This window comes from Streptococcus sp. SM3 (assembly GCF_027497875.1).
Genome location: NZ_JAJNSA010000002.1, coordinates 69,857 through 88,793, shown reverse-complemented (window position 1 = coordinate 88,793; position 18,937 = coordinate 69,857). Strand labels below are relative to the sequence as shown.

Annotated in this window: 22 protein-coding genes; 6 read left to right on the top strand and 16 right to left on the bottom strand. The window is 40.7% G+C overall.

Annotated elements, in window-relative coordinates:
* The 3 genes from PAN06_RS00910 to PAN06_RS00900 all read right to left on the bottom strand — a co-directional run.
* Window positions 1–578 (bottom strand): FAD-dependent oxidoreductase (locus PAN06_RS00910; protein WP_269795324.1); only part of this gene is annotated, 578 nt, incomplete at its 3' end.
* 41 nt (window positions 579–619) lie between these two features.
* Window positions 620–2,128 (bottom strand): glycerol kinase GlpK, encoded by a 1,509-nt coding sequence (gene glpK / locus PAN06_RS00905; protein ID WP_050272612.1) that lies wholly within the window; start codon window positions 2,126–2,128, stop codon window positions 620–622.
* A 159-nt stretch (window positions 2,129–2,287) separates the two neighbouring features.
* Window positions 2,288–3,715 carry a helix-turn-helix domain-containing protein gene (locus PAN06_RS00900; protein ID WP_269795323.1) on the bottom strand — a complete coding sequence of 476 codons (1,428 nt, stop codon included), beginning with the start codon at window positions 3,713–3,715 and terminating at the stop codon, window positions 2,288–2,290.
* A 164-nt stretch (window positions 3,716–3,879) separates the two neighbouring features.
* On the opposite strand from PAN06_RS00900, the gene hslO reads away from it, so the two are divergent.
* From hslO to PAN06_RS00885, 3 genes are read left to right on the top strand one after another with little or no spacing between them, the layout of a single operon-like run.
* Window positions 3,880–4,752, top strand: a complete 873-nt coding sequence (hslO, locus tag PAN06_RS00895) for an Hsp33 family molecular chaperone HslO (RefSeq protein ID WP_033684527.1) — start codon at window positions 3,880–3,882, stop codon at window positions 4,750–4,752.
* A complete protein-coding gene (gene dusB, locus PAN06_RS00890) occupies window positions 4,739–5,719 on the top strand; it encodes a tRNA dihydrouridine synthase DusB (protein WP_000183317.1) in 981 nt (326 codons plus the stop codon). Before hslO ends, dusB begins: the two co-directional genes overlap by 14 nt.
* A 1-nt stretch (window position 5,720) precedes the next feature.
* A complete protein-coding gene (locus PAN06_RS00885; RefSeq protein ID WP_269795322.1) occupies window positions 5,721–6,272 on the top strand; it encodes a cysteine hydrolase family protein in 552 nt (183 codons plus the stop codon).
* Window positions 6,273–6,341: 69 nt separating this feature from the next.
* On the opposite strand, the gene PAN06_RS00880 is transcribed toward PAN06_RS00885, so the two are convergent.
* Window positions 6,342–7,040: a hypothetical protein gene (locus tag PAN06_RS00880; RefSeq protein ID WP_269795321.1), complete on the bottom strand. Its 699-nt coding sequence runs from the start codon at window positions 7,038–7,040 to the stop codon at window positions 6,342–6,344.
* Between the two features lie 278 nt (window positions 7,041–7,318).
* Here PAN06_RS00880 and PAN06_RS00875 point away from each other — a divergent pair, with 278 nt between their 5' ends.
* Entirely contained in the window at window positions 7,319–7,549 is a 231-nt protein-coding gene (locus PAN06_RS00875; RefSeq protein ID WP_049539434.1) for a hypothetical protein, read from the top strand.
* 72 nt (window positions 7,550–7,621) lie between these two features.
* Here PAN06_RS00875 and PAN06_RS00870 read toward each other — a convergent pair whose 3' ends face one another.
* From PAN06_RS00870 to PAN06_RS00850, 5 genes are all read right to left on the bottom strand, one after another.
* On the bottom strand, window positions 7,622–8,395 hold the full coding sequence (locus tag PAN06_RS00870; protein WP_004261988.1) for an NUDIX hydrolase: 774 nt from the start codon (window positions 8,393–8,395) through the stop codon (window positions 7,622–7,624).
* Between the two features lies 1 nt (window position 8,396).
* Window positions 8,397–9,176 (bottom strand): nicotinamide riboside transporter PnuC, encoded by a 780-nt coding sequence (gene pnuC / locus PAN06_RS00865; protein ID WP_269795320.1) that lies wholly within the window; start codon window positions 9,174–9,176, stop codon window positions 8,397–8,399.
* Between the two features lie 9 nt (window positions 9,177–9,185).
* Window positions 9,186–10,244 carry an AAA family ATPase gene (locus PAN06_RS00860; protein WP_269795319.1) on the bottom strand — a complete coding sequence of 353 codons (1,059 nt, stop codon included), beginning with the start codon at window positions 10,242–10,244 and terminating at the stop codon, window positions 9,186–9,188.
* 147 nt (window positions 10,245–10,391) lie between these two features.
* Window positions 10,392–12,824, bottom strand: coding sequence for an ATP-dependent Clp protease ATP-binding subunit (locus tag PAN06_RS00855; protein ID WP_269795318.1), 2,433 nt, complete (start codon window positions 12,822–12,824; stop codon window positions 10,392–10,394).
* A 1-nt stretch (window position 12,825) separates the two neighbouring features.
* Complete coding sequence (locus tag PAN06_RS00850) at window positions 12,826–13,284, bottom strand: CtsR family transcriptional regulator (RefSeq protein WP_269795317.1); 459 nt, start codon at window positions 13,282–13,284, stop codon at window positions 12,826–12,828.
* Between the two features lie 467 nt (window positions 13,285–13,751).
* Between PAN06_RS00850 and PAN06_RS00845 the strand changes: the two genes are divergently transcribed.
* Window positions 13,752–13,961: a CPCC family cysteine-rich protein gene (locus tag PAN06_RS00845; protein ID WP_001044018.1), complete on the top strand. Its 210-nt coding sequence runs from the start codon at window positions 13,752–13,754 to the stop codon at window positions 13,959–13,961.
* A 34-nt stretch (window positions 13,962–13,995) separates the two neighbouring features.
* Window positions 13,996–14,196: a hypothetical protein gene (locus tag PAN06_RS00840; protein ID WP_269795316.1), complete on the top strand. Its 201-nt coding sequence runs from the start codon at window positions 13,996–13,998 to the stop codon at window positions 14,194–14,196.
* A gap of 52 nt (window positions 14,197–14,248) precedes the next feature.
* Here PAN06_RS00840 and PAN06_RS00835 read toward each other — a convergent pair whose 3' ends face one another.
* From PAN06_RS00835 to PAN06_RS00805, 7 genes are all read right to left on the bottom strand, one after another.
* Window positions 14,249–14,593: a hypothetical protein gene (locus PAN06_RS00835; RefSeq protein WP_269795315.1), complete on the bottom strand. Its 345-nt coding sequence runs from the start codon at window positions 14,591–14,593 to the stop codon at window positions 14,249–14,251.
* 45 nt (window positions 14,594–14,638) lie between these two features.
* A complete protein-coding gene (locus PAN06_RS00830) occupies window positions 14,639–14,938 on the bottom strand; it encodes a hypothetical protein (RefSeq protein WP_269795314.1) in 300 nt (99 codons plus the stop codon).
* Window positions 14,939–15,179: 241 nt separating this feature from the next.
* Window positions 15,180–15,524, bottom strand: a complete 345-nt coding sequence (locus PAN06_RS00825) for a hypothetical protein (RefSeq protein ID WP_269795313.1) — start codon at window positions 15,522–15,524, stop codon at window positions 15,180–15,182.
* On the bottom strand, window positions 15,525–16,100 hold the full coding sequence (locus PAN06_RS00820) for a hypothetical protein (RefSeq protein WP_269795312.1): 576 nt from the start codon (window positions 16,098–16,100) through the stop codon (window positions 15,525–15,527).
* Window positions 16,101–16,712: 612 nt separating this feature from the next.
* Window positions 16,713–18,167: a virulence-associated E family protein gene (locus PAN06_RS00815; protein ID WP_269795311.1), complete on the bottom strand. Its 1,455-nt coding sequence runs from the start codon at window positions 18,165–18,167 to the stop codon at window positions 16,713–16,715.
* Window positions 18,160–18,675, bottom strand: coding sequence for a hypothetical protein (locus tag PAN06_RS00810; protein ID WP_269795310.1), 516 nt, complete (start codon window positions 18,673–18,675; stop codon window positions 18,160–18,162). The genes PAN06_RS00815 and PAN06_RS00810 overlap by 8 nt, the downstream gene beginning before the upstream one ends.
* Entirely contained in the window at window positions 18,666–18,935 is a 270-nt protein-coding gene (locus PAN06_RS00805) for a hypothetical protein (RefSeq protein WP_269795309.1), read from the bottom strand. Before PAN06_RS00805 ends, PAN06_RS00810 begins: the two co-directional genes overlap by 10 nt.
* Between the last annotated feature and the right edge of the window lie 2 nt (window positions 18,936–18,937).

Genomic DNA, 18,937 nt, shown 5'->3' with positions numbered 1-18,937 from the left:
TTAGCAATGAGTGCACCGTCTTGGTTGGCACGTTTGATATTTTCAATCACGAGACGCGCATCGTTGTTACGGAAGTCAAGGTAAACCCCACCTCCTACCAAGCCTTCTTTCTTCAAGTTTGGCTGGCGTTCCAAGACTTCTTCCTTACTCAAAACCTTGTTAGCAGCTGGTGTGTTGTTAACTCCTGCCAAAAGGTCATACAAGTCCATAGCTACTTTAAGACGGAAAAGGCTAAAAGTAGCTCCATCTTCGTCGTAAACTGGCAAGAGCATTGGGTCTGGTTTTGGAATATGTGGAGCGATTTGTTGAACTACAGCACGTTCTGAAACTGTATCTGAGACCACTTCTACGTCGAATTGTTTGAGGTAACGAAGACCGCCGTGAACCAATTTTGTTGAACGGCTGGATGTTCCTTCTGCGAAGTCCTGCATTTCAATCAAACCAGTATCTAGACCACTAGCTGCCGCCTGCAAGGCTACACCAGCACCAGTGATTCCTCCACCGATAATCAAGAGGTCCAGGGTACGTTCTTGCATTTTTTGAATTGATAATTCACGTGTTTTCTTTGAAAATTCCATATTTACACACTTTCTAACTAAGTCGCTTTATTCTTCCAGTATTAGTCGTCCACTTCCGCAAAGACTTGGGTTGCTTTCACAGCTTTCTTCCAGCCCTTGTAGAGTTGTTCCTTGCGAGATTCGTTCATAGATGGCTCAAAGAGTTCTCCTGTCTCGTTCAAGAGTTTCAACTCATCCAAGTCTTTCCAGTAACCTACTGACAAACCTGCTAGGAAGGCTGCCCCTAGAGCTGTTGTTTCCAAGTTTTTGGCGCGTGCGATATCGATTCCCAAAATATCAGCTTGGAACTGCATGAGGAAGTTATTCATGGCTGCACCACCGTCTACTTTCAAGACTTGGATAGCTGTTTGAGCATCCACTTGCATCGTATCGATAATATCACGCACTTGATAAGCTATAGATTGCAAGGTTGCCTTGATAAAGTCTTCTTTAGTTGTTCCACGAGTCAAACCAAAGACAGAACCGCGAGCATTTTGGTTCCAGTATGGAGCACCTAGACCTGTAAAGGCAGGAACGACATAAACTTCATCATTGTTGTGAGAATCACGAGCGTATTTTTCAGATTCTGGTGAATTTTCAACCATGCGAAGACCGTCACGAAGCCATTGAATGGCACTTCCTGCGATGAAGATAGAACCTTCTAAGGCATAGTAAACCTTACCATTGATTCCGTAACCAATCGTTGTCAAAAGGTTGTTTTCAGACAACTGCATCTCTTCCCCAGTATTCATGATGATGAAAGAACCTGTTCCATAAGTATTTTTAACCATACCAGGTTCAAAGGCCAACTGACCAAAGAGGGCTGCTTGTTGGTCCCCAGCCATACCTGAGATTGGCACTTGTCCACCATAGAAATGGAATGGCGCTGTCTTACCGTAAATTTCAGAGTTAGAACGAACTTCTGGCAGCATAGCCTTAGGAATGTTGAGAATTTCCAAAATCTCATCATCCCATTTGAGTTCTTTAATGTTATAAAGCATGGTACGAGCTGCATTTGAGTAGTCAGTCACGTGAGCCGCACCGTCAGTCAATTTCCAAACCAACCAAGTATCGATGGTACCAAAGAGCAATTCACCCTTTTCTGCTCGCTCTTGAGCTCCTTCTACATGGTCTAAAATCCAACGAACCTTGGTAGCAGAAAAGTAAGCATCGATGATCAAACCAGTTTTTTCATGGAATTTTTCTACATAACCTTGGCTTTTTAGTTGCTCAGCCAAAGGTGCTGTCTGGCGTGACTGCCAAACGATAGCATTGTAGATAGGAAGCCCTGTTTTCTTATCCCAGACAACCGTTGTTTCACGCTGGTTGGTAATCCCGATTGCTTCGATTTGATTTGGCTTGACACCACTTTCGATGAAAGCACCCGCAATAACTGACTGAACAGAGTTCCAAATTTCATTGGCATTGTGCTCAACCCAACCTGCCTGAGGGAAAATCTGAGTGAACTCTTTTTGACTCGAGCTAACTTTTTCTCCTTTTTTGTTGAAAATAATGGCACGAGAACTTGTAGTTCCCTGGTCAATGGCCATGATGTATTTTTCTTGTGACATGTGCTGTCCTCCTGATAAAGATCTTGAGGATGTTTCCTCTTTACACTAACTAGTATACAAAATAAAGCGCTTTCTTGTTCATCAACTTTTTTTAATTTTTAAAAAAACGTGAGGAGATTGTGTGAATTTCACAAAAAAGACCTGGAACAACCAAGCCTTTTAAGTGAATAATAACTGACGAATCCCTGCCAAATCTTCCATATCCAAGTCATTTTTTAAATAATAAACTGGTGTTTGTTCCTTCTTATGAATCGGGTTATTGGTAACCAGCAAATCATAATGCCGAGTTCGGTCATAGGCTTCAATGGTAATAAAACGATTATATTCCAAATACCGTTTCAAAATGGCTGCCATCCTTGAGAAGACAAGAAAACCAGATGTCAAATCCAGACCAATCCGCATATGCTGGCCACCATTTTCAGCCATATATTCGATTAACTGGAGCCATTCCCAGAGAATTTTCCTATCTAAATCTGTCCCCTGCTGAAAGGCAGGCAAGGCATGAAAAATCTCCTCTGCCGTTCCCTTAAAATCATGTTCCATCAGCAAATATGGATGACGATTCTCTAACTGGTACTTGTAGCGATCCTGTAAAATATAGCCCTTATAGAGATAGACTTGAGCACAAAGCTGGCTGAGTTCATAGGTAACATGATCCTCTGTATAATCCCCCAGCAACTCCTCCTTCTTCATTTCTTGAATCAATTGCGTCAGTAAATCTGCCAACTGCCCTCCAAAACCAAGGATATACTCCATTGTATGAAGAGGAAGAACGCGATGAGATAGGAGGAAAGAGAAGAATATCATCATCTCCCCATCCTCAGTTCCTAGAGGAAGGTGTTGCCCAGCAAAAAAGGACGGAGCCTTTTTCAGCAAACGAAGGTAGAAAATATTGTCAAAATACCCTCGCATTTTTTCTTCTATGACTTGAAACTGACAAGCATTGACCCGGAGACGTTGTTGACTGATATGAGCCCAGAGAACCAAGTCTAACTTCTGCCCTGAAGACAAACTTGCACCGCAGATTTCCTCTAAACTGGCAATCTCCTGTTTTCTCTCTAGTTTCTGCATGTGACCTTCCCACTCCTGACTGGACCAGACCTTGCGGAAAAGACAGAAATAGAAATAGCGAATCTGATGCTCTGGACCTCGCCACCGTCCATTTTGGATGGATAAATCAAATTCTGACAAAATCTGATTTAAACTAGCCAAGTGGCGACCAAGCGTAGCCTCACTAATCATCAATTCTTGAGCCAGCTGATGGGCCAAAAACTGTTGATGATAGAGAAGATAGACCACAATCTGGTATTTAATAGCATTTTCCAAAAACAAGCTCCGGATATCTCTCCCCTTGGTAGCTGCACCGATAGACAGACACAGATTTTCATCTTCTAAGTGAATAGTCAGCTCTAAGCCACTGTCCAAAGCCTTGTCATTGAGTAGGGTGACATATTTGGTTAGGGTTGCTTTTGAAAATCCTGTTTCCTCCATTACAGCCTTGACGGTCGTCTGAGACTCTTGTAATAGAAAGGAAAGGATTGAAAATTGGCCAGATTCAGCCTTTTCCATCAAGTCTCCTAAATACATTTGTTACCCCTTTCATTTTCTACCTTAAGCATAGCATAAATCTTACAAATGCTGAAATAATCTGTTTCTCTTTTTATTTTCCTGCTAATTTCCTAGTCCATTATCCTGAAAATCAGCAAACACACGGCTCCCCCTTTGGGCATTTTTATGCTAAAATAGTAGCTATGGATAAAATTATTAAAACAATATCAGAAAGCGGAGCCTTTCGTGCTTTTGTCCTTGACAGCACAGAAACCGTCCGCACTGCTCAAGAAAAACACCAAACCCAAGCTAGCTCAACTGTAGCGCTTGGTCGAACTCTTATCGCTAGCCAGATTCTCGCAGCCAATGAAAAAGGAAATACTAAACTAACAGTTAAGGTGCTGGGATCTAGCTCACTAGGTGCTATCATCACCGTCGCTGATACCAAGGGGAACGTCAAAGGTTACGTTCAAAATCCTGGTGTCGACATCAAAAAGACTGCAACTGGTGAAGTTCTAGTCGGACCTTTTGTCGGCAATGGTCAATTCCTCGTTATCACAGACTACGGTACTGGAAATCCTTACAACTCTATGACTCCTCTCATTTCTGGGGAAATCGGTGAAGACCTTGCCTTTTACCTGACTGAAAGCCAACAAACCCCTTCTGCAGTCGGCCTCAATGTCCTTTTGGACGAAGAAGACAAGGTCAAGGTTGCAGGTGGTTTCCTAGTTCAAGTATTGCCGGGAGCCAAGGAAGAAGAGATTGCTCGCTTTGAAAAACGCATCCAAGCAATGCCAGCTATCTCAACTCTTCTCGAAAGTGAAGACCATATCGAAGCCCTCCTCAAGGCAATCTACGGTGACGAGGCCTACAAGCGTCTTTCTGAAGAAGAAATCCGTTTCCAATGTGACTGTAGCCATGAACGCTTTATGAACGCTCTTGCTAGCCTTCCAAGCTCAGACCTACAGGAAATGAAAGAGGAAGACCACGGGGCAGAAATCACTTGTCAATTCTGCCAAACTACTTACAACTTTGATGAAAACGACCTGGAGGAACTCATTCGTGACAAATCTTAATACACCTTTTATGATTGGCAATGTTGAGATTCCCAATCGTACCGTTTTAGCACCTATGGCTGGCGTGACAAACTCAGCCTTTCGTACTATCGCAAAAGAGCTCGGAGCTGGACTCGTTGTCATGGAGATGGTCTCTGACAAGGGAATCCAATACAACAACGAAAAAACCCTGCACATGCTTCATATCGATGAAGGCGAAAACCCTGTTTCTATCCAACTTTTTGGTAGTGATGAAGACAGCCTAGCACGCGCAGCAGAATTCATCCAAGAAAACACCAAAACCGATATCGTGGATATCAACATGGGCTGCCCAGTTAACAAAATCGTGAAGAATGAAGCTGGCGCTATGTGGCTCAAGGATCCAGACAAGATTTACTCTATCATCAACAAGGTCCAGTCTGTCCTTGATATCCCACTTACTGTCAAAATGCGTACCGGCTGGTCCGATCCATCTCTTGCAGTTGAAAATGCCCTCGCTGCTGAAGCTGCAGGCGTTTCTGCCCTCGCCATGCATGGTCGTACCCGTGAGCAAATGTATACAGGCCACGCAGACCTTGAGACCCTTCACAAGGTCGCTCAAGCTTTGACCAAGATTCCATTTATCGCCAACGGTGATATCCGTACTGTCCAAGAAGCCAAACAACGCATCGAAGAAGTTGGTGCTGACGCAGTTATGATTGGCCGCGCTGCCATGGGAAATCCCTACCTCTTTAACCAAATCAACCATTACTTTGAAACAGGAGAAATCCTACCTGATTTAACTTTTGAAGACAAGATGAAAATTGCCTACGAACACTTGAAACGCTTGATTAACCTCAAAGGGGAAAATGTCGCAGTTCGTGAATTCCGTGGCCTCGCTCCTCACTACCTCCGTGGAACATCTGGCGCAGCCAAACTCCGTGGAGCCATTTCGCAAGCTAGCACCCTAGCAGAGATTGAAGCTCTCTTGCAATTGGATAAGGCTTAAAATGGTTCATACTGCTCTACTGATTATCGATATGCAAAAAGCATTTGATAGACCTATCTGGGGAGAACGAAACAACCCTCAAGCTGAATATCAAGCGTTGAGGGTACTGGCATACTTTCGTAAACACGCTCTTCCAGTCTTACACATTCAGCACATATCTGACAATCCCCAGTCGCAATTTCATAACAAACAAAATCAGATGTTTAAAAGTGGATTTGAGCCAGTTACTGCAGAACCTGTCTTTCAAAAAACAGTTAATAGCGCCTTTATTGGAACAAATCTTGAAACCTATTTACGAAAAAATCAGATTTGTCATTTAATCGTTGTTGGTTTGACTCTGCCTCATTATATATCTACTACGACACGAATGGCAGCAAATCTTGGTTTTAGAGTCACTTTACTAGCAGATGCTACTGCCAGTTTTACCCTATCTAACAAAAACGGTCAGGCCATCTCTCCTGAGACTATCCATGAGATTAACCTCCTTTCTCTACAAGATGAATTTGCTCAAATTCTTACTACAGAAGAATTTCTAACCCAAGTACAAGTATAAAATAATCCGTCAACTCTTATTGAGCTGACGGATTTTCTTTGATTGTAAATATTCAAATACTGATCGTTATTATTGATTCAAAGCAACACTGGAAACCTTACCATCCGCTCCTGTTGTAATTTGGATGATTTTTCCCCCACCAATTTTGGCATTATACTTACCATCATCAAGAGTATAAGAATAGTCTCTGATAGAGTAGTTTTCTTTCTTTCCATCAGCAGATTCTACTGTGAATTTGCCTCCTGATGAAACTGTGATGGTTTCACCATTGGCACCCTTCCAGTTGCCTGCAGCTGCTGAGAAATCACCATCAACCATGGTTAAAACACCCTTGTAGCGTTTGTTGTGTTCTGCTTGCTTGTCTTGAAGTTTGCGGTCAGTTGTTGGATCATAGCCTGACTGGTTAGACTGAGCTTGAGAACCTTGCTGAGTTGAAGGAGCTTGAGTAGCAGTTTGTTGACTAGCTGCCTGTTGATTAGACACTTCTTGGCCTTGTCTTTGCTCTGGTGCAGGTGTCGCTTCTGATGGTGTCGCAGTTGCTGCAGACTGGTCAGTAGATGATTTGGTCTTTTCAGATGAAGCTGAACTTGAGGACTTCTGAGTTTTACTTTCTTTGCTAGAAGAAGCTGCTTTTGAGCTTGATGATTGGCTTGTCTTAATAGAACTGCTTGCTTGAGTTGTTTCCTTTTTATTTCCACAAGCTCCTAATAGCAAGGTAGAAGCCAATACAGTTGCTGCCATCAATTTGATATAGGTTTTCTTTTTCATTTTTCTACTCCTTTGTAATATTTTGGAAATATAAAGAAATCTTTTTGTAATATAATTGTAACATTCGGCTTTAAATATGTCAACAATTTATCTAAACTATTTTAAAAATCTTAAATACTTTAGATACATTTACTCCTCCTACTCTTCTATTCGTAATAAAACAGAAAAACAGGAGATTTTTCTTTTAAAATTTGAATTTGTTTTTTGTGTAATCGCTTGTATTGTATTAGACAAAGGAATATAATAACATTGAAATAGAATATAGGAGGTGTAGGCTTATGTTAAGCAAATATTACAAGTATCTTCCTGGGTTGATTTTGGGAGCTATTTGCTCCTATGAAACAGCCACTTACTATGCGCGAACTGCATTTGATGTCTTCTATCTGACTACAAGCTTTATGATTGTCTACATCGCTTTGTTATTTTTACATGAGAACTATCTCAAGTATCGATACAAAGACTTCTTTACGCACCTGTTGAGCAATTCTAAGAAAGATAGCCACCCATAAAAGCAGTCACAACACAAAACCATCTCATGATGGTACATAAAGAGGTCAGGAACTTTGTCCCGACCTCGTTTTTTATTTCAATCGATAGGTTTTTCTTGGTTTCTTTTTGGGCACTCGTTTGAGTCCAACCTCTTCTACGTATTCACCGTATTTTACTAGAAAGTTATTGCTGACGATTGGGCGACCTGGGTTAATAAGATTGACCAGTTCAGTTCCTTCGTAGACAGTGAACTCCTCCTCCAGCAGATAAAGGAAGGTCGGATTCCAGTCGAGGCGACCTTGGATTCGTTTGATGGATTCTTTGATAATGGCATAATGGTCAAAAGCGAAGGCTTGCTCCTCCAACTCTACTCCCTCTAAGAAGCACTTGCCTGTCTGAAAATCGACATCTACGAAAACCACATCCTTGGCATCGTCTCCTGCTTGAACAAGTTCTAATGCACGACTAGGCAGATAAACCAAGTGGGCAATGGTCACTGTCCAGCCCCGGGGGTCACGGCCGGGGGTCGATACGGTCATCAATTGCTCAATTTTTTCCAAAGGAAGATTGAGATTAACTTCTTCTCTCACCTCACGCTGACAGGCATGCGCAGCATCTTCGCCCTTGTCCATAAATCCTCCAACCAGAGCCAAACAATTTTGATAAGGGTGAGCCTTGCGACGAATTAATAAGAGCTTGATCTTTCCTTCGACAAAGCAGTAGGCTACCATATCCACCGTCACACTTGGTTTTTCGTATTGAGGGAGTTCCTGCTTGTAGTACCAGTCTAAAAACTCTTCCTGACTTGCATGAACTTCAAAAAATTCTTTTTCCGTCATCCCTGCTGGAATCATCGTGTCCGCCATTTTATGCCTCCTTACGAACTGCCTTGGTCCATTGGTACCAACCTACTAGACTATTGAGTGTGTAAACCCAGTACATCCCTTGGATGTGGATATTTTCACCCCACCAGAGGTAGATACTAAAAAGATTGGTTGCAATCCAGAAAATCCATTGCTCACGGTAGAGACGTGTCATCAAGAGCTGACCTACACCATTGGTCGCATCGGTTACACTATCACGGAAAGGGCGAGCGCTATGAATACTTTGATAAGCCAAGCCCATACCAATCCAAATGATAGCAGTCAAAGCCAAGTACTTGAGCCAGTCAAGCACAGATAATTTCTTAGCTTCAAAGTGAGATTCTTCTACTTTTCCTTGATCATTGATACGGTTGGACAGCCAAGCATAGAGGCCAATCGGCTGCATGACAAAGAAGTAAACGGTCGTCAAAACTTCACCATAAAAAGTCGCGTTCATGGCCAAAACCAAATAGATAGCTGAGTTGATGGCCCCAAAGAGATAATTGCTTGCACGCCCTTCTGCTACCAAGATAACACAGACAATCCCAGTCCAAGATGCCAACAAGCTCATCCAGTCATGACTTTCTGTATTTTGCGTGAATTCTAAAATCAAGGGAACACTTGACAGGACGATGAGATACAACCACTGGAAGAGACTACGTCCCATAAAGAGATCCTTCCAGAGCAGGCGCATGGTTCCTGCAAAACCAATCTTGCGGGCTTCCGCATGGACATTTTTAAAGTTTTCGATAAATTGTGTGATTTTTTCAGTTAGTTTTTTCATATTTTTCTCCTAATCTGCTTGGTAAATGGCATCAATAGCCACTTTGGCTGCTTCATAATTTCCTAGATAATCTTCTGCTAGATAAACTAGTGGAATGTTTGCTAAGTAGCGCTCCCTCATCTGGTCCAAATGCTGGGAAAAACTATGACGAATATGGTCTTCTGCCATAGCCATATCTCTAAATCCGTCATTGACATAGGAACCGACAGGTTGCACAAAGAGAATCAAGTCCCATTTTTCCTTAGCCAAGATCGAGGCAAAGAGATTGTCAAATGTCTCTCCTGATAAGTCCCCTTGGTCCTCAGTCTCCATGTAATAATCATAGTAGCCCTTGGTTACTAAGGAGTTGGTGTCTGCTATCACCAGTCCCCTATTGGCATTGCTATCGATTAACTTAGAAGTCTGGTCATACTGCCCTAAAAGGAGATAGTAGTAATCCTTTGGAGTCAATTCATCGTCGCGGACATTGTTTTTGATCTGGTACTCACGTGCGTATTCCAGACTGACGGGTGCATCGTAATACCTTGCCAAATCCTTGGCTAGAGTGGTCTTCCCATTGCTGGCACTTCCCATAATCAACACTTTCTTTGTAAACTGACGTCGGAAGGGCTGAGCGATGTATTTCCAATACTTGCTTGGATTTTCTCGAATCATAGTCGCTGAGATACCAAACTTTCTTTCTTGCAAGACAGTCTCAAAACCACGTTTAGATAATTCTTGCTGGTAGTCTGCCTCTCCCACAAAGAAAATCAGTTCTTGCTGGGTTTCATCGTAGGAAATCTCCGCTAACATTTGGTCCAACCACTCCTGCCAGCCCATAGGGTAACGAGGAAGCTTGGTTTCATCTAACTTGCAGACAGAGGTCAACTCGTCATCACGAAAAGCCTCTCGGATATAGCGAAATCTTTTTTGAAGCGTTAAGCCTACCTGCTCCCCTCTATCTCCCTCATAACCTGAAACGACAACCCAGACCCGGTCACACTGCCGCTTCGCTCGCTGAATCAGATCGATATGTCCTTGATGAAGCGGAGCAAAGGTCCCAAATACCACTGCTGTTTTCTTTTTCATAAACCTATTGCCTTTTTATATTTTTTGATATTTTCATTATCTATGTTTTTATTATAAATTATATTTTTATTTTGTCAATAGTTTTTTATTATTTTTTATAAAAAAGTAGCAAAAAAAAGAATCAAGATTACTCCTGATTCTCCATTTTTATGCAATATCAAATTTTAACTGGCCTGCTTTAACACCAATCTTAAGTGTGCTGCCTGCCACTAAATCTCCCTTAAGAAGAAGTTCTGCCAACTTGTCTTCCACTTCTGTTTGCAGAGTTCTGCGAAGTGGACGAGCTCCCATCTCTGGATCATATCCTTGATTTGCCAGCAATTTCAGTGCGGAAGCTTGTAATTTCAAGTCAATACCTTTTTCAGCCAAACTTGCTACTAAAGGTTTAACCATAATCTTCACCACTTCCTGCATATGGTCGCTAGACAAGCTATGGAAGACTACCTTTTCATCAATACGGTTGATAAACTCAGGTCTATAAGCCTTTTTCAACTCTTCAAACATGCGTTTTTCCATATTTTCCTGGTCAAAACGAATGTCCTTAGCTCCAAAACCGACGGTCTTGTCATCACGAAGGGCTGTCGCACCAAGGTTCGATGTCATGATGATAATGGTATTTGAAAAGTCAACCTTACGTCCCTTGCTATCTGTCAAGACACCGTCATCCAAGACCTGCAAGAGGACATTAAAGATATCTGGGTGGGCTTTTTCTACCTCGTCAAAGAGGAGAACGGAATAGGGTTTGTTGCGAACCTTCTCGGTCAACTCCCCACCTTCTTCATAACCCACATAGCCCGGAGGAGCTCCGTTAAGACGGCTGGCTGCGAATTTCTCCATATACTCACTCATATCAAAGCGAATAAGAGCAGATTCGTCATCAAAGAGGACTTCTGCCAAAGCCTTGGCCAATTCGGTCTTACCGACACCTGTAGGCCCTAAGAACATAAAGGAACCAATCGGACGCTTGTGACTGCGAATTCCTGACTGGTTGCGGCGAATGGCACGGCTAATGCTTGAAACAGCTTGATCTTGCCCGATAACACGTTTATGGAGTTCTGTTTCCAAGTTCAAGTATTTCTTAGCATCTGTTTGCGTCAATTTTTGAACAGGGATACCTGACAAGCGACTCAAGGTGGTCAAAATATCAGACTCTGTCACCAAGTCTTTATAAACAGGCACTTCCTCTTCTTTTGCGATTAGCTGAGCTGCCTGTTTCCACTTACCATCCATCAAGGCCTTATCAGCTGGACTCAAGCCAGAATCATCTGCTTTCACATGCTTAGCCTTATTTTGCACTGTTGCTGCCGCTTCATCCAAAAGGTCGATAGCAGAGTCTGGCAAGTGACGGCTAGTCAAGTAACGATGAGCCATCTTGACGGCTGTTTCAACCGCTTCATCTGTGATTTGCACACGATGATGTTTCTCATAAGTCGCCTTCAAGCCCTGTAAAATGGTCATACTGTCGACCACGCTTGGCTCTTCAATCGTCACTTTGGCGAAACGACGAGAAAGGGCCGCATCTTTTTCGATATGTTTTTGGTATTCTTCCTGAGTAGTCGCACCAACCGTTCTCAAAGTTCCACGCGCCAAGGCCGGTTTCAAGATATTGGCCGCATCCAGAGTCGAGTCAATACCACTACCAGAACCCATGATGGTGTGGAGTTCATCGATAAAGAGGATGACTTGACCATCTTCCTCAATATCCTTGATGATATTGTTCATGCGTTCTTCAAAGTCACCACGGAAGCGTGTCCCTGCAACAACATTCATCAAATCAAGCTCTAACACGCGCATCTTAGCCATTTCCGCAGGTACATCTCCACTAGCAATACGCTGGGCAAGACCAAGCGCTAGAGCTGTTTTTCCGACACCAGCATCTCCAACCAAGACAGGATTATTCTTGGTCTTTCTACTCAAGATTTGAATCATACGCGAGATTTCCTTATCCCGACCGATGACTGGCTCCAACTTGCCAGAACGAGCTTGCTCTGTCAAATCATGCGTATAGTCCTCGAGACCACCGCTCGGAGTCTGGGGCATGCCCATCATATTAGCCATAGAATTTTGCTTGTCAGCTACTGTACGATGGCGTTGACGTAAAGCTTTAAGGTCTTCACGAGTCCAGCCTGCTCGTTCTTCTAAATTTCTACGTAAGGCAGCAATCTTAACCTGATCTTTCTTGTCTTCATAAGAAAAACCAGCCCTCTCCAAGATACGAGTTGCCAAGGCATTTCCATCATGCAAAATCGCATAAAGGACGTGCTCCGTCCCTAGCACCTTAGCATGGACCACTGACGCCACATATTCCGCTTCATCAAAAAGGACCTGCAAACGATGAGAAAACGGCAATTCCGTAAAGGTTTCATCCTGGCTATAGTCCGTTTCAGTCAGTTCCAAAGCGACTTCTTCTAAACGGTCCATCTCATATGGATAATCATTTAAAGTTGCCCCTGCCACACTATAACTGTGATTGGACATGGCAATCAACAAGTGCCAAGACTCTAGATAACGAGCTCCAAAATGGCCAGCAACCATGTAGGCACTTTCGATACATTCATTCAATGCTTTTGAATAGTTCATCTTACTTCCCTTTTCTATCTACCTCTTGTATGACCTGTCGTAGCATATTAGCACGAATAACTGGAGCTTCTTCTCCTAGAACGCAATCCAAAGCTACTGCTACCAGCAAATTCATCTCCTGCTTGGTCATCAGTTCTTGCTCAACTAAAAGCTGAAGAATATCTTCATAAATTTCTTGACTGACCCGCTCGCCAATCGAATAAAGCAGCTCCCTGAGCATTTCATGGTGACTAGAAAACTCAATCCGTCCTATACGAATGTAGCCTCCACCACCACGCTTACTTTCAACCAAGTAGCCTCTACTTTCCGTAAAGCGTGTCTTGATCACGTAGTTAATCTGACTAGGAACAACCTGAAAAGTATCTGCCAACTGACTACGTTGCAACTCCACAATACCAGATTGATCTAAAATTGCCTTGATGTAGGCCTCAATATGATCCGATGTATTTTTAAATCTCATTACAAACCCACCTCTCTCTTTAAACCTTGACTATCTTTGACTATACTATCATTTAACACTCTATAAGTCAAATTTTTAAGGCTCAACCATTGGAAATACTGACTTTTTTAAAAAACACTTTGGCATTAAATCGCCTTAGTTTTTCTTGAAAGTCCCTAAAAAAGTCCACAAAAAAGAGCCCTAAAAAGGGCGTAATATTGACGAGTTCAGCAGGCAAGAAACTAGCACGGTCAAACGTGCTTTTTTAATACCTGGTAATAATTATAGCATATCTAGAAAACTCTCTCAATCATTAGCAATAGCACCAATATTGAAGTATAATGATACTATGACTCTTGCAGAAACTAAGAAATCCTATCTCAGGAACGTTTAGAAAGATAAAAGAGATTAATTTAAAAGCATTTAGCTCTAGCCAATTAATATTTCTGGTTTCACTATTTTAAAACGATAATTAGGAGAAAATAATTATGAATAAGACTGGTAAAGAAAACTTAGTAATGATTAATGACGAAGAGTATGTACATTGTCCGGTTTGCGGAACATTGACCGCTGTTTATGACATTTGTGATCATTGTAATTGGCAAAATACGGGGGAAACCAATATTGATGGAGGGCCCAACAAGATGACACTAGCAAAAGCTAAGGAAGCTTACGTTAAGGGGATTCCAATAATATAACAAACTATAGTACTACAAAATTAGGGAAATAAAAATGGAACTTAGAAAGCTTAACAATAAAATTGTAACGATTACCGATCTTGATAACCAGACCTTTGAGGGAATTTGTCTTTTTGAAGATAAGGATACTTTTGATGAAGAGTATGATGCTTTATCTGTTAAAACAGGTTTACGATGGATGAGATTGTTTGAAAATGAAATTTTAAAAGTTGAAATTGCTGATAAAATCGACTAATCAAAAAGCCCCTAGATTCGTTTCTAAGGGCTTTTAATCTATTCTTAATATTTTATTTATTGTATGCCAACAGTGCTCCTTCTCGATAACTACGAGCAAATTCTAGTAAGATTTCACTCTTGATACGGTCATACTCTATTTTATCAATATCCAGTGAGCTATAAAGTTCTTTCAAAGTCTTCTTTTGTTTTTGGGGAACAATAAATAAATTATAAAATATCTCACGTTTCACATCGTCCAAGCTACCACTATAAGACTCTATCATATTTACGATTTCTATCGCTTTGGCTTCAAATGCGCCTGGAGTATCTCTAAGATTGGCTAACCTCTTCAGTGACTTGTAACTTTTCAAAAAACGATATGCTTTTTTAGTCGTTTCTGTGTGGTCTATCTCCATTGTATGCTCCTTGTATATAAAAAAACGCAAATACAAACAGATATTTTATGACTTTCTATCTGAGAAAAAATCTCTCCAGAAAGGATTTTCCTGATTGAAAATTTCAACTTCTTCTTCTGTCATGTTATGAGGATAATCAGCAAATAGATTATAAATCTTCTTCTGATCAAAGCTGAATAAATGCTCTCCTTTAACATCTAATTTATCAATCCACCATACTTTTGATTTTTCCGTCTCTTTATAAAAATCACTGTATCCTTTAAGATTAGACTCTGAAGTCATGAGTTCACCTACTTCATCGAAAAACTCTATTGTATCGTATTCATATACATCATTCTTTAACATAATTCAGATTCTTTCTGCCATATCTTATATTTAGTGTTATATTGAAAGCCTGTCACTTCATTTGTTATCGTGTAACATCACCAATAAACCAATTATAACACTTTTAGAGTGGGGGAAGCTGATGTTTTTTTCAAACGTTTCTCTGTATCCCTTAATTCAGCGATTTTGGCGCGAGAAAAAATGTACAGTGACGGCGTGAAGTCCGGGAGCTCCGAGGGGGAGGGGGGAACCCCCCTACCATCTAGAATAAATCTTTTACCATCTGCTTCAGTATTTCATTTTCTTCCAATTCCTTTTTACTTTTTGTTCCGAGTTTCTTATTAGCTTCTTCCTCTGCCTTGGCTGCCGCTTCATCTTTGGCTTGTGCTATTACTCTGGCTTTCTCATTCTCATTTTCCTCTGCATAGCTCTGGCCAATTTTTGATAAAAGTTTTTGCGTCTCTAATGCGATCTTTAAATCTTCTGGCGGTAGGGTTGTTTGTTCATGTAAGTGTTTTCTAAATTCTATCCCTTGTTGTTCATGCTTACGTTTAACTGCAGTTTCTAAATCTTCATACCATTGATATGGATTGTGTTCAGTAGTCATTTATTTCACCACCCTATTATATGTTTCTACAAAATTATTTAAAAGATAAGCAACGTTTTTCTTAGGTGTGTAGTCCAGCCCGTGATATCTCTGAACCAGCCCTCCCTGGTCGTCATACTTGTAGGACTCGGTATTTTTACCTATGGCGTGCTCAAGCTTACTTAGTGCTTTGTTTGCATCTTCTACATTCCGAGTAAAGTTTTCTTTGAGTTTTTCAAACTCTGGGAAATACTTTGATATTTTATCTAAAATCTCTGCATTTACTGATTCAGCCGCTGCTGTGATGTCTTTAGCCAACTTATGATATTCTTCTTTACTAACTAGAGGGTTGCTTTGAAGTTTTTCTAGCTCCTCTTCCAGTAGTTCCTTGGTATTTTCAGCAGTCCATAATTCCGTCTTAGCTTTATTGTATGCCTCAGCATCTACCTTCTTTTTAGCTTCTACTATATCTTGTTTAGCTTTTTCAATTGTTGGGACTATAGCTTCCAACTCCTCTTGACGTTTTTCAATTAATTTAGCATTATCATTTTCCATATTTTCCAATTCTTGAAAAATTTCTTTTACTGTACGTGTCATTCTCTTCTCCTTTTAGATTTATTTCTTGCAATTTTTTAGTTTAATCACTATTTTCTGTCTCGTTTCTTATCCTTGGTTTTTCTAACATTTTCACCTCATTTCACTACTGTTATATTTAACATATCTTCTATTCTGTTAAATTTAAGCGACCTCCCTTCTCGCCTTATCTATCAAGGGGATAGGGCTATTTTGCGTTTTTTAATTTACATTTTCTCAATGTGTTAAATTAGAAGAGTATTTAGGCATTAATTTTGCTAATTTATGGCATGATTTTCAATTCTGTTTAACTATCATACTCACAATTTCAAAAAAGTAGTCATTTTGGGGTATCTAGTGACTACCACTTCTGCCTTACAGCCACAAGGGTTTAGAAAATGCGTAGTCAGGTAGTCACCTCGCTCCGAAAAAAAATAAATAATAATCACCTTAACTCTATTTACTTTATAAATAATGTAAAATAACTACTTTTTAACATAGAAGTCAATAATATCAAGGGTTTGATATGGTAGTCAGTAAAATCTTAAAAACTACCCTTTTTCTAAATCCTTTTTGTTTAAAGGCTTTAGCTACCCTCTAAAAGGTAGTTATTTTTTGAATTAGTGACTACCCTAACTACCTTTTAGGTTTTGAGTAACCAGGCTTAACACTTTTTCCAAATTTTAAAGATCGTTTGTGTTCCCAACCGTCACGATTTTGCATGTACTTTTTAACCTTTGCTTTATCCTTTGGCGGTATTTTGTCAGTCAAATACACCTCTTGAAAAAATAGGTTAATGGTCATCTTGTCCCTATCTACCAGTTCGCCATAGGTATCTGTGTCAAGTTCAACTGTTCCACCCCTGTTATTTCTATAGTATCCCTCGTTCATCATGTCGTAGATATAATAGTAGCGCATTCTGTCGGTCATCGGGAACTGATACATTCTTTTTGGGTAAGGAGTGCCTAAATAGCGCTCCAAATCCTCAAGGGTTTCATCTACAAACTTGTAACGGCTTCTAACCTCATTTACTAGCTTTTCCTGCTCATCCGTCAGGTTCAAGACTTGGTTAGCTCTCCAAGCTACTACCATAGCGCCCCAAAAGGCTCTACGGTCTTTTTCCGTCCACTTCCTGCCCTTATAAGTGGTATCCTTATGTACTTCAGCAACAAGAAAGCGCCTTTCCCCTGTTAAGTCGTTCAAATAATCATGATCATTAGTTGCCCTCACGATGATAAAACTCTTGGGTAGTCGTCTATCACTGGAAGCATACGGCGGTCTATACTCTAGTTTGGTTTCAGTGATGAACTTCTTCAACTCTGAAAAACTAGCCTTTTTACTAGCCACCATTTCATCATCAAATACACACCAGTTTCTTACCATTCTAGCCTTGTCATCTTTGTCTGTGAAAGTTTCAACGGTTGTAAAATACTTGTGAGTAAAAAGACCTTCAAAAAACTGTGTCTTTCCTACACCTTGCCGTCCAGTCAAATCCAGTACAAAGTCAAACTTAATAGAGGGGTCAAATACCTTAGCAATCGCCCCACGGAAAAACAAGTCCATGATAATACGGTTATATTCGTCATCTTTGATATTCAGATAATGCCTTAAAATATCAAAGGGATCACGCTGATTCACTAACTCTCTATATTCGCTTTCACATGATTCCAGATAGTCTTTTAAAGGGTTGTAGCTATGCTCACCAGCCACCACCTCCAAAATATCAGCGATATCCCCTTTTTTATAATCTATCTTGTACTTTGTAGCAATATACGCCCTAATCTCTCTAATAATTAAGTCGTCAATGGTTCCGTTTAAGGTTCTACCGTTCAATTTTGTTGGTTTTGTCACGTCAATTTCATAAGTGAATGTATTGTACTGTATCGCCCCCTTCAGCTTGCTATCTCCGCTTAAAATCTTCTTGAGATTGTCCAAGGTTATAGCAAAACCTTTCCCCTTGGTTTTAGGTGTTAGATTCAGGCTATTGTTTTCCTCGTTGGTCTCTCTTGCTCTGGTCAAGTCCACCACGTCAGGCGGTGTTTGCTGTTGCTCTTCCTCAATGATTTTACTTACAATGTCATTGCTATTCAAAAGCCACCTCCTTATAAAATTTTGTTGCTACTTCTAGGAAATAGCTGGCTAGTTCTTTTCGTTTGACGATTGCAGAAAACAAGTCCAACAACTGACTAAAACTATAACCATTCACAAATAGCAAGCGGACAAAAAGAGAAGTTTCATACCTGGTAGAGATGCCATTACAAATCAGGTCAAAAACCCAGCCTTTTAACTCCACTCCAAGCCCCTGCCGTTGCTCTGTCAATTTATTTACCTCTAAATCTTTCAGGATCATCAGCAATTCAGGACTAGCCAAGGTAATTTCTAATGGTCTAGCTAGTTCCCATCCTTCCCTATCACTCTTTTCGTCTCGGATAGCTACATATAAGCCTTTGTAACGAAAATCCGTCAGTCCCTCACCTATTGGCTCGTAGTATACAAACTTATAGTGATTTCCATTCTTCCAAACTTGGGTAGGGGTAGACTTTAGAAAGCCAAATAATGCTAATTTGTCAGCTGATAAAATCAACTCGATCACTCGCATCCTTCCACCCCCAAGAACTTGAGAACTTCGGAAATTTTATAATAAGCCTTTCTAGTATCCTCGATTGGTGGAATATATTGCCGTAAGCCGGCATGTTCCCAACTACTCAGGGTTTTATCCCCTATATTTAACTCTTCCTTAAGTTCCGTTTTACTAATCAAATTCAACTTCTTTGGAGGAATTTTTTCATGGTTTTTTAGATACCGTTCCACTGATTCCAGAATATTCGACTTTAGATCCTCAATCATCTTTTCAAACATAT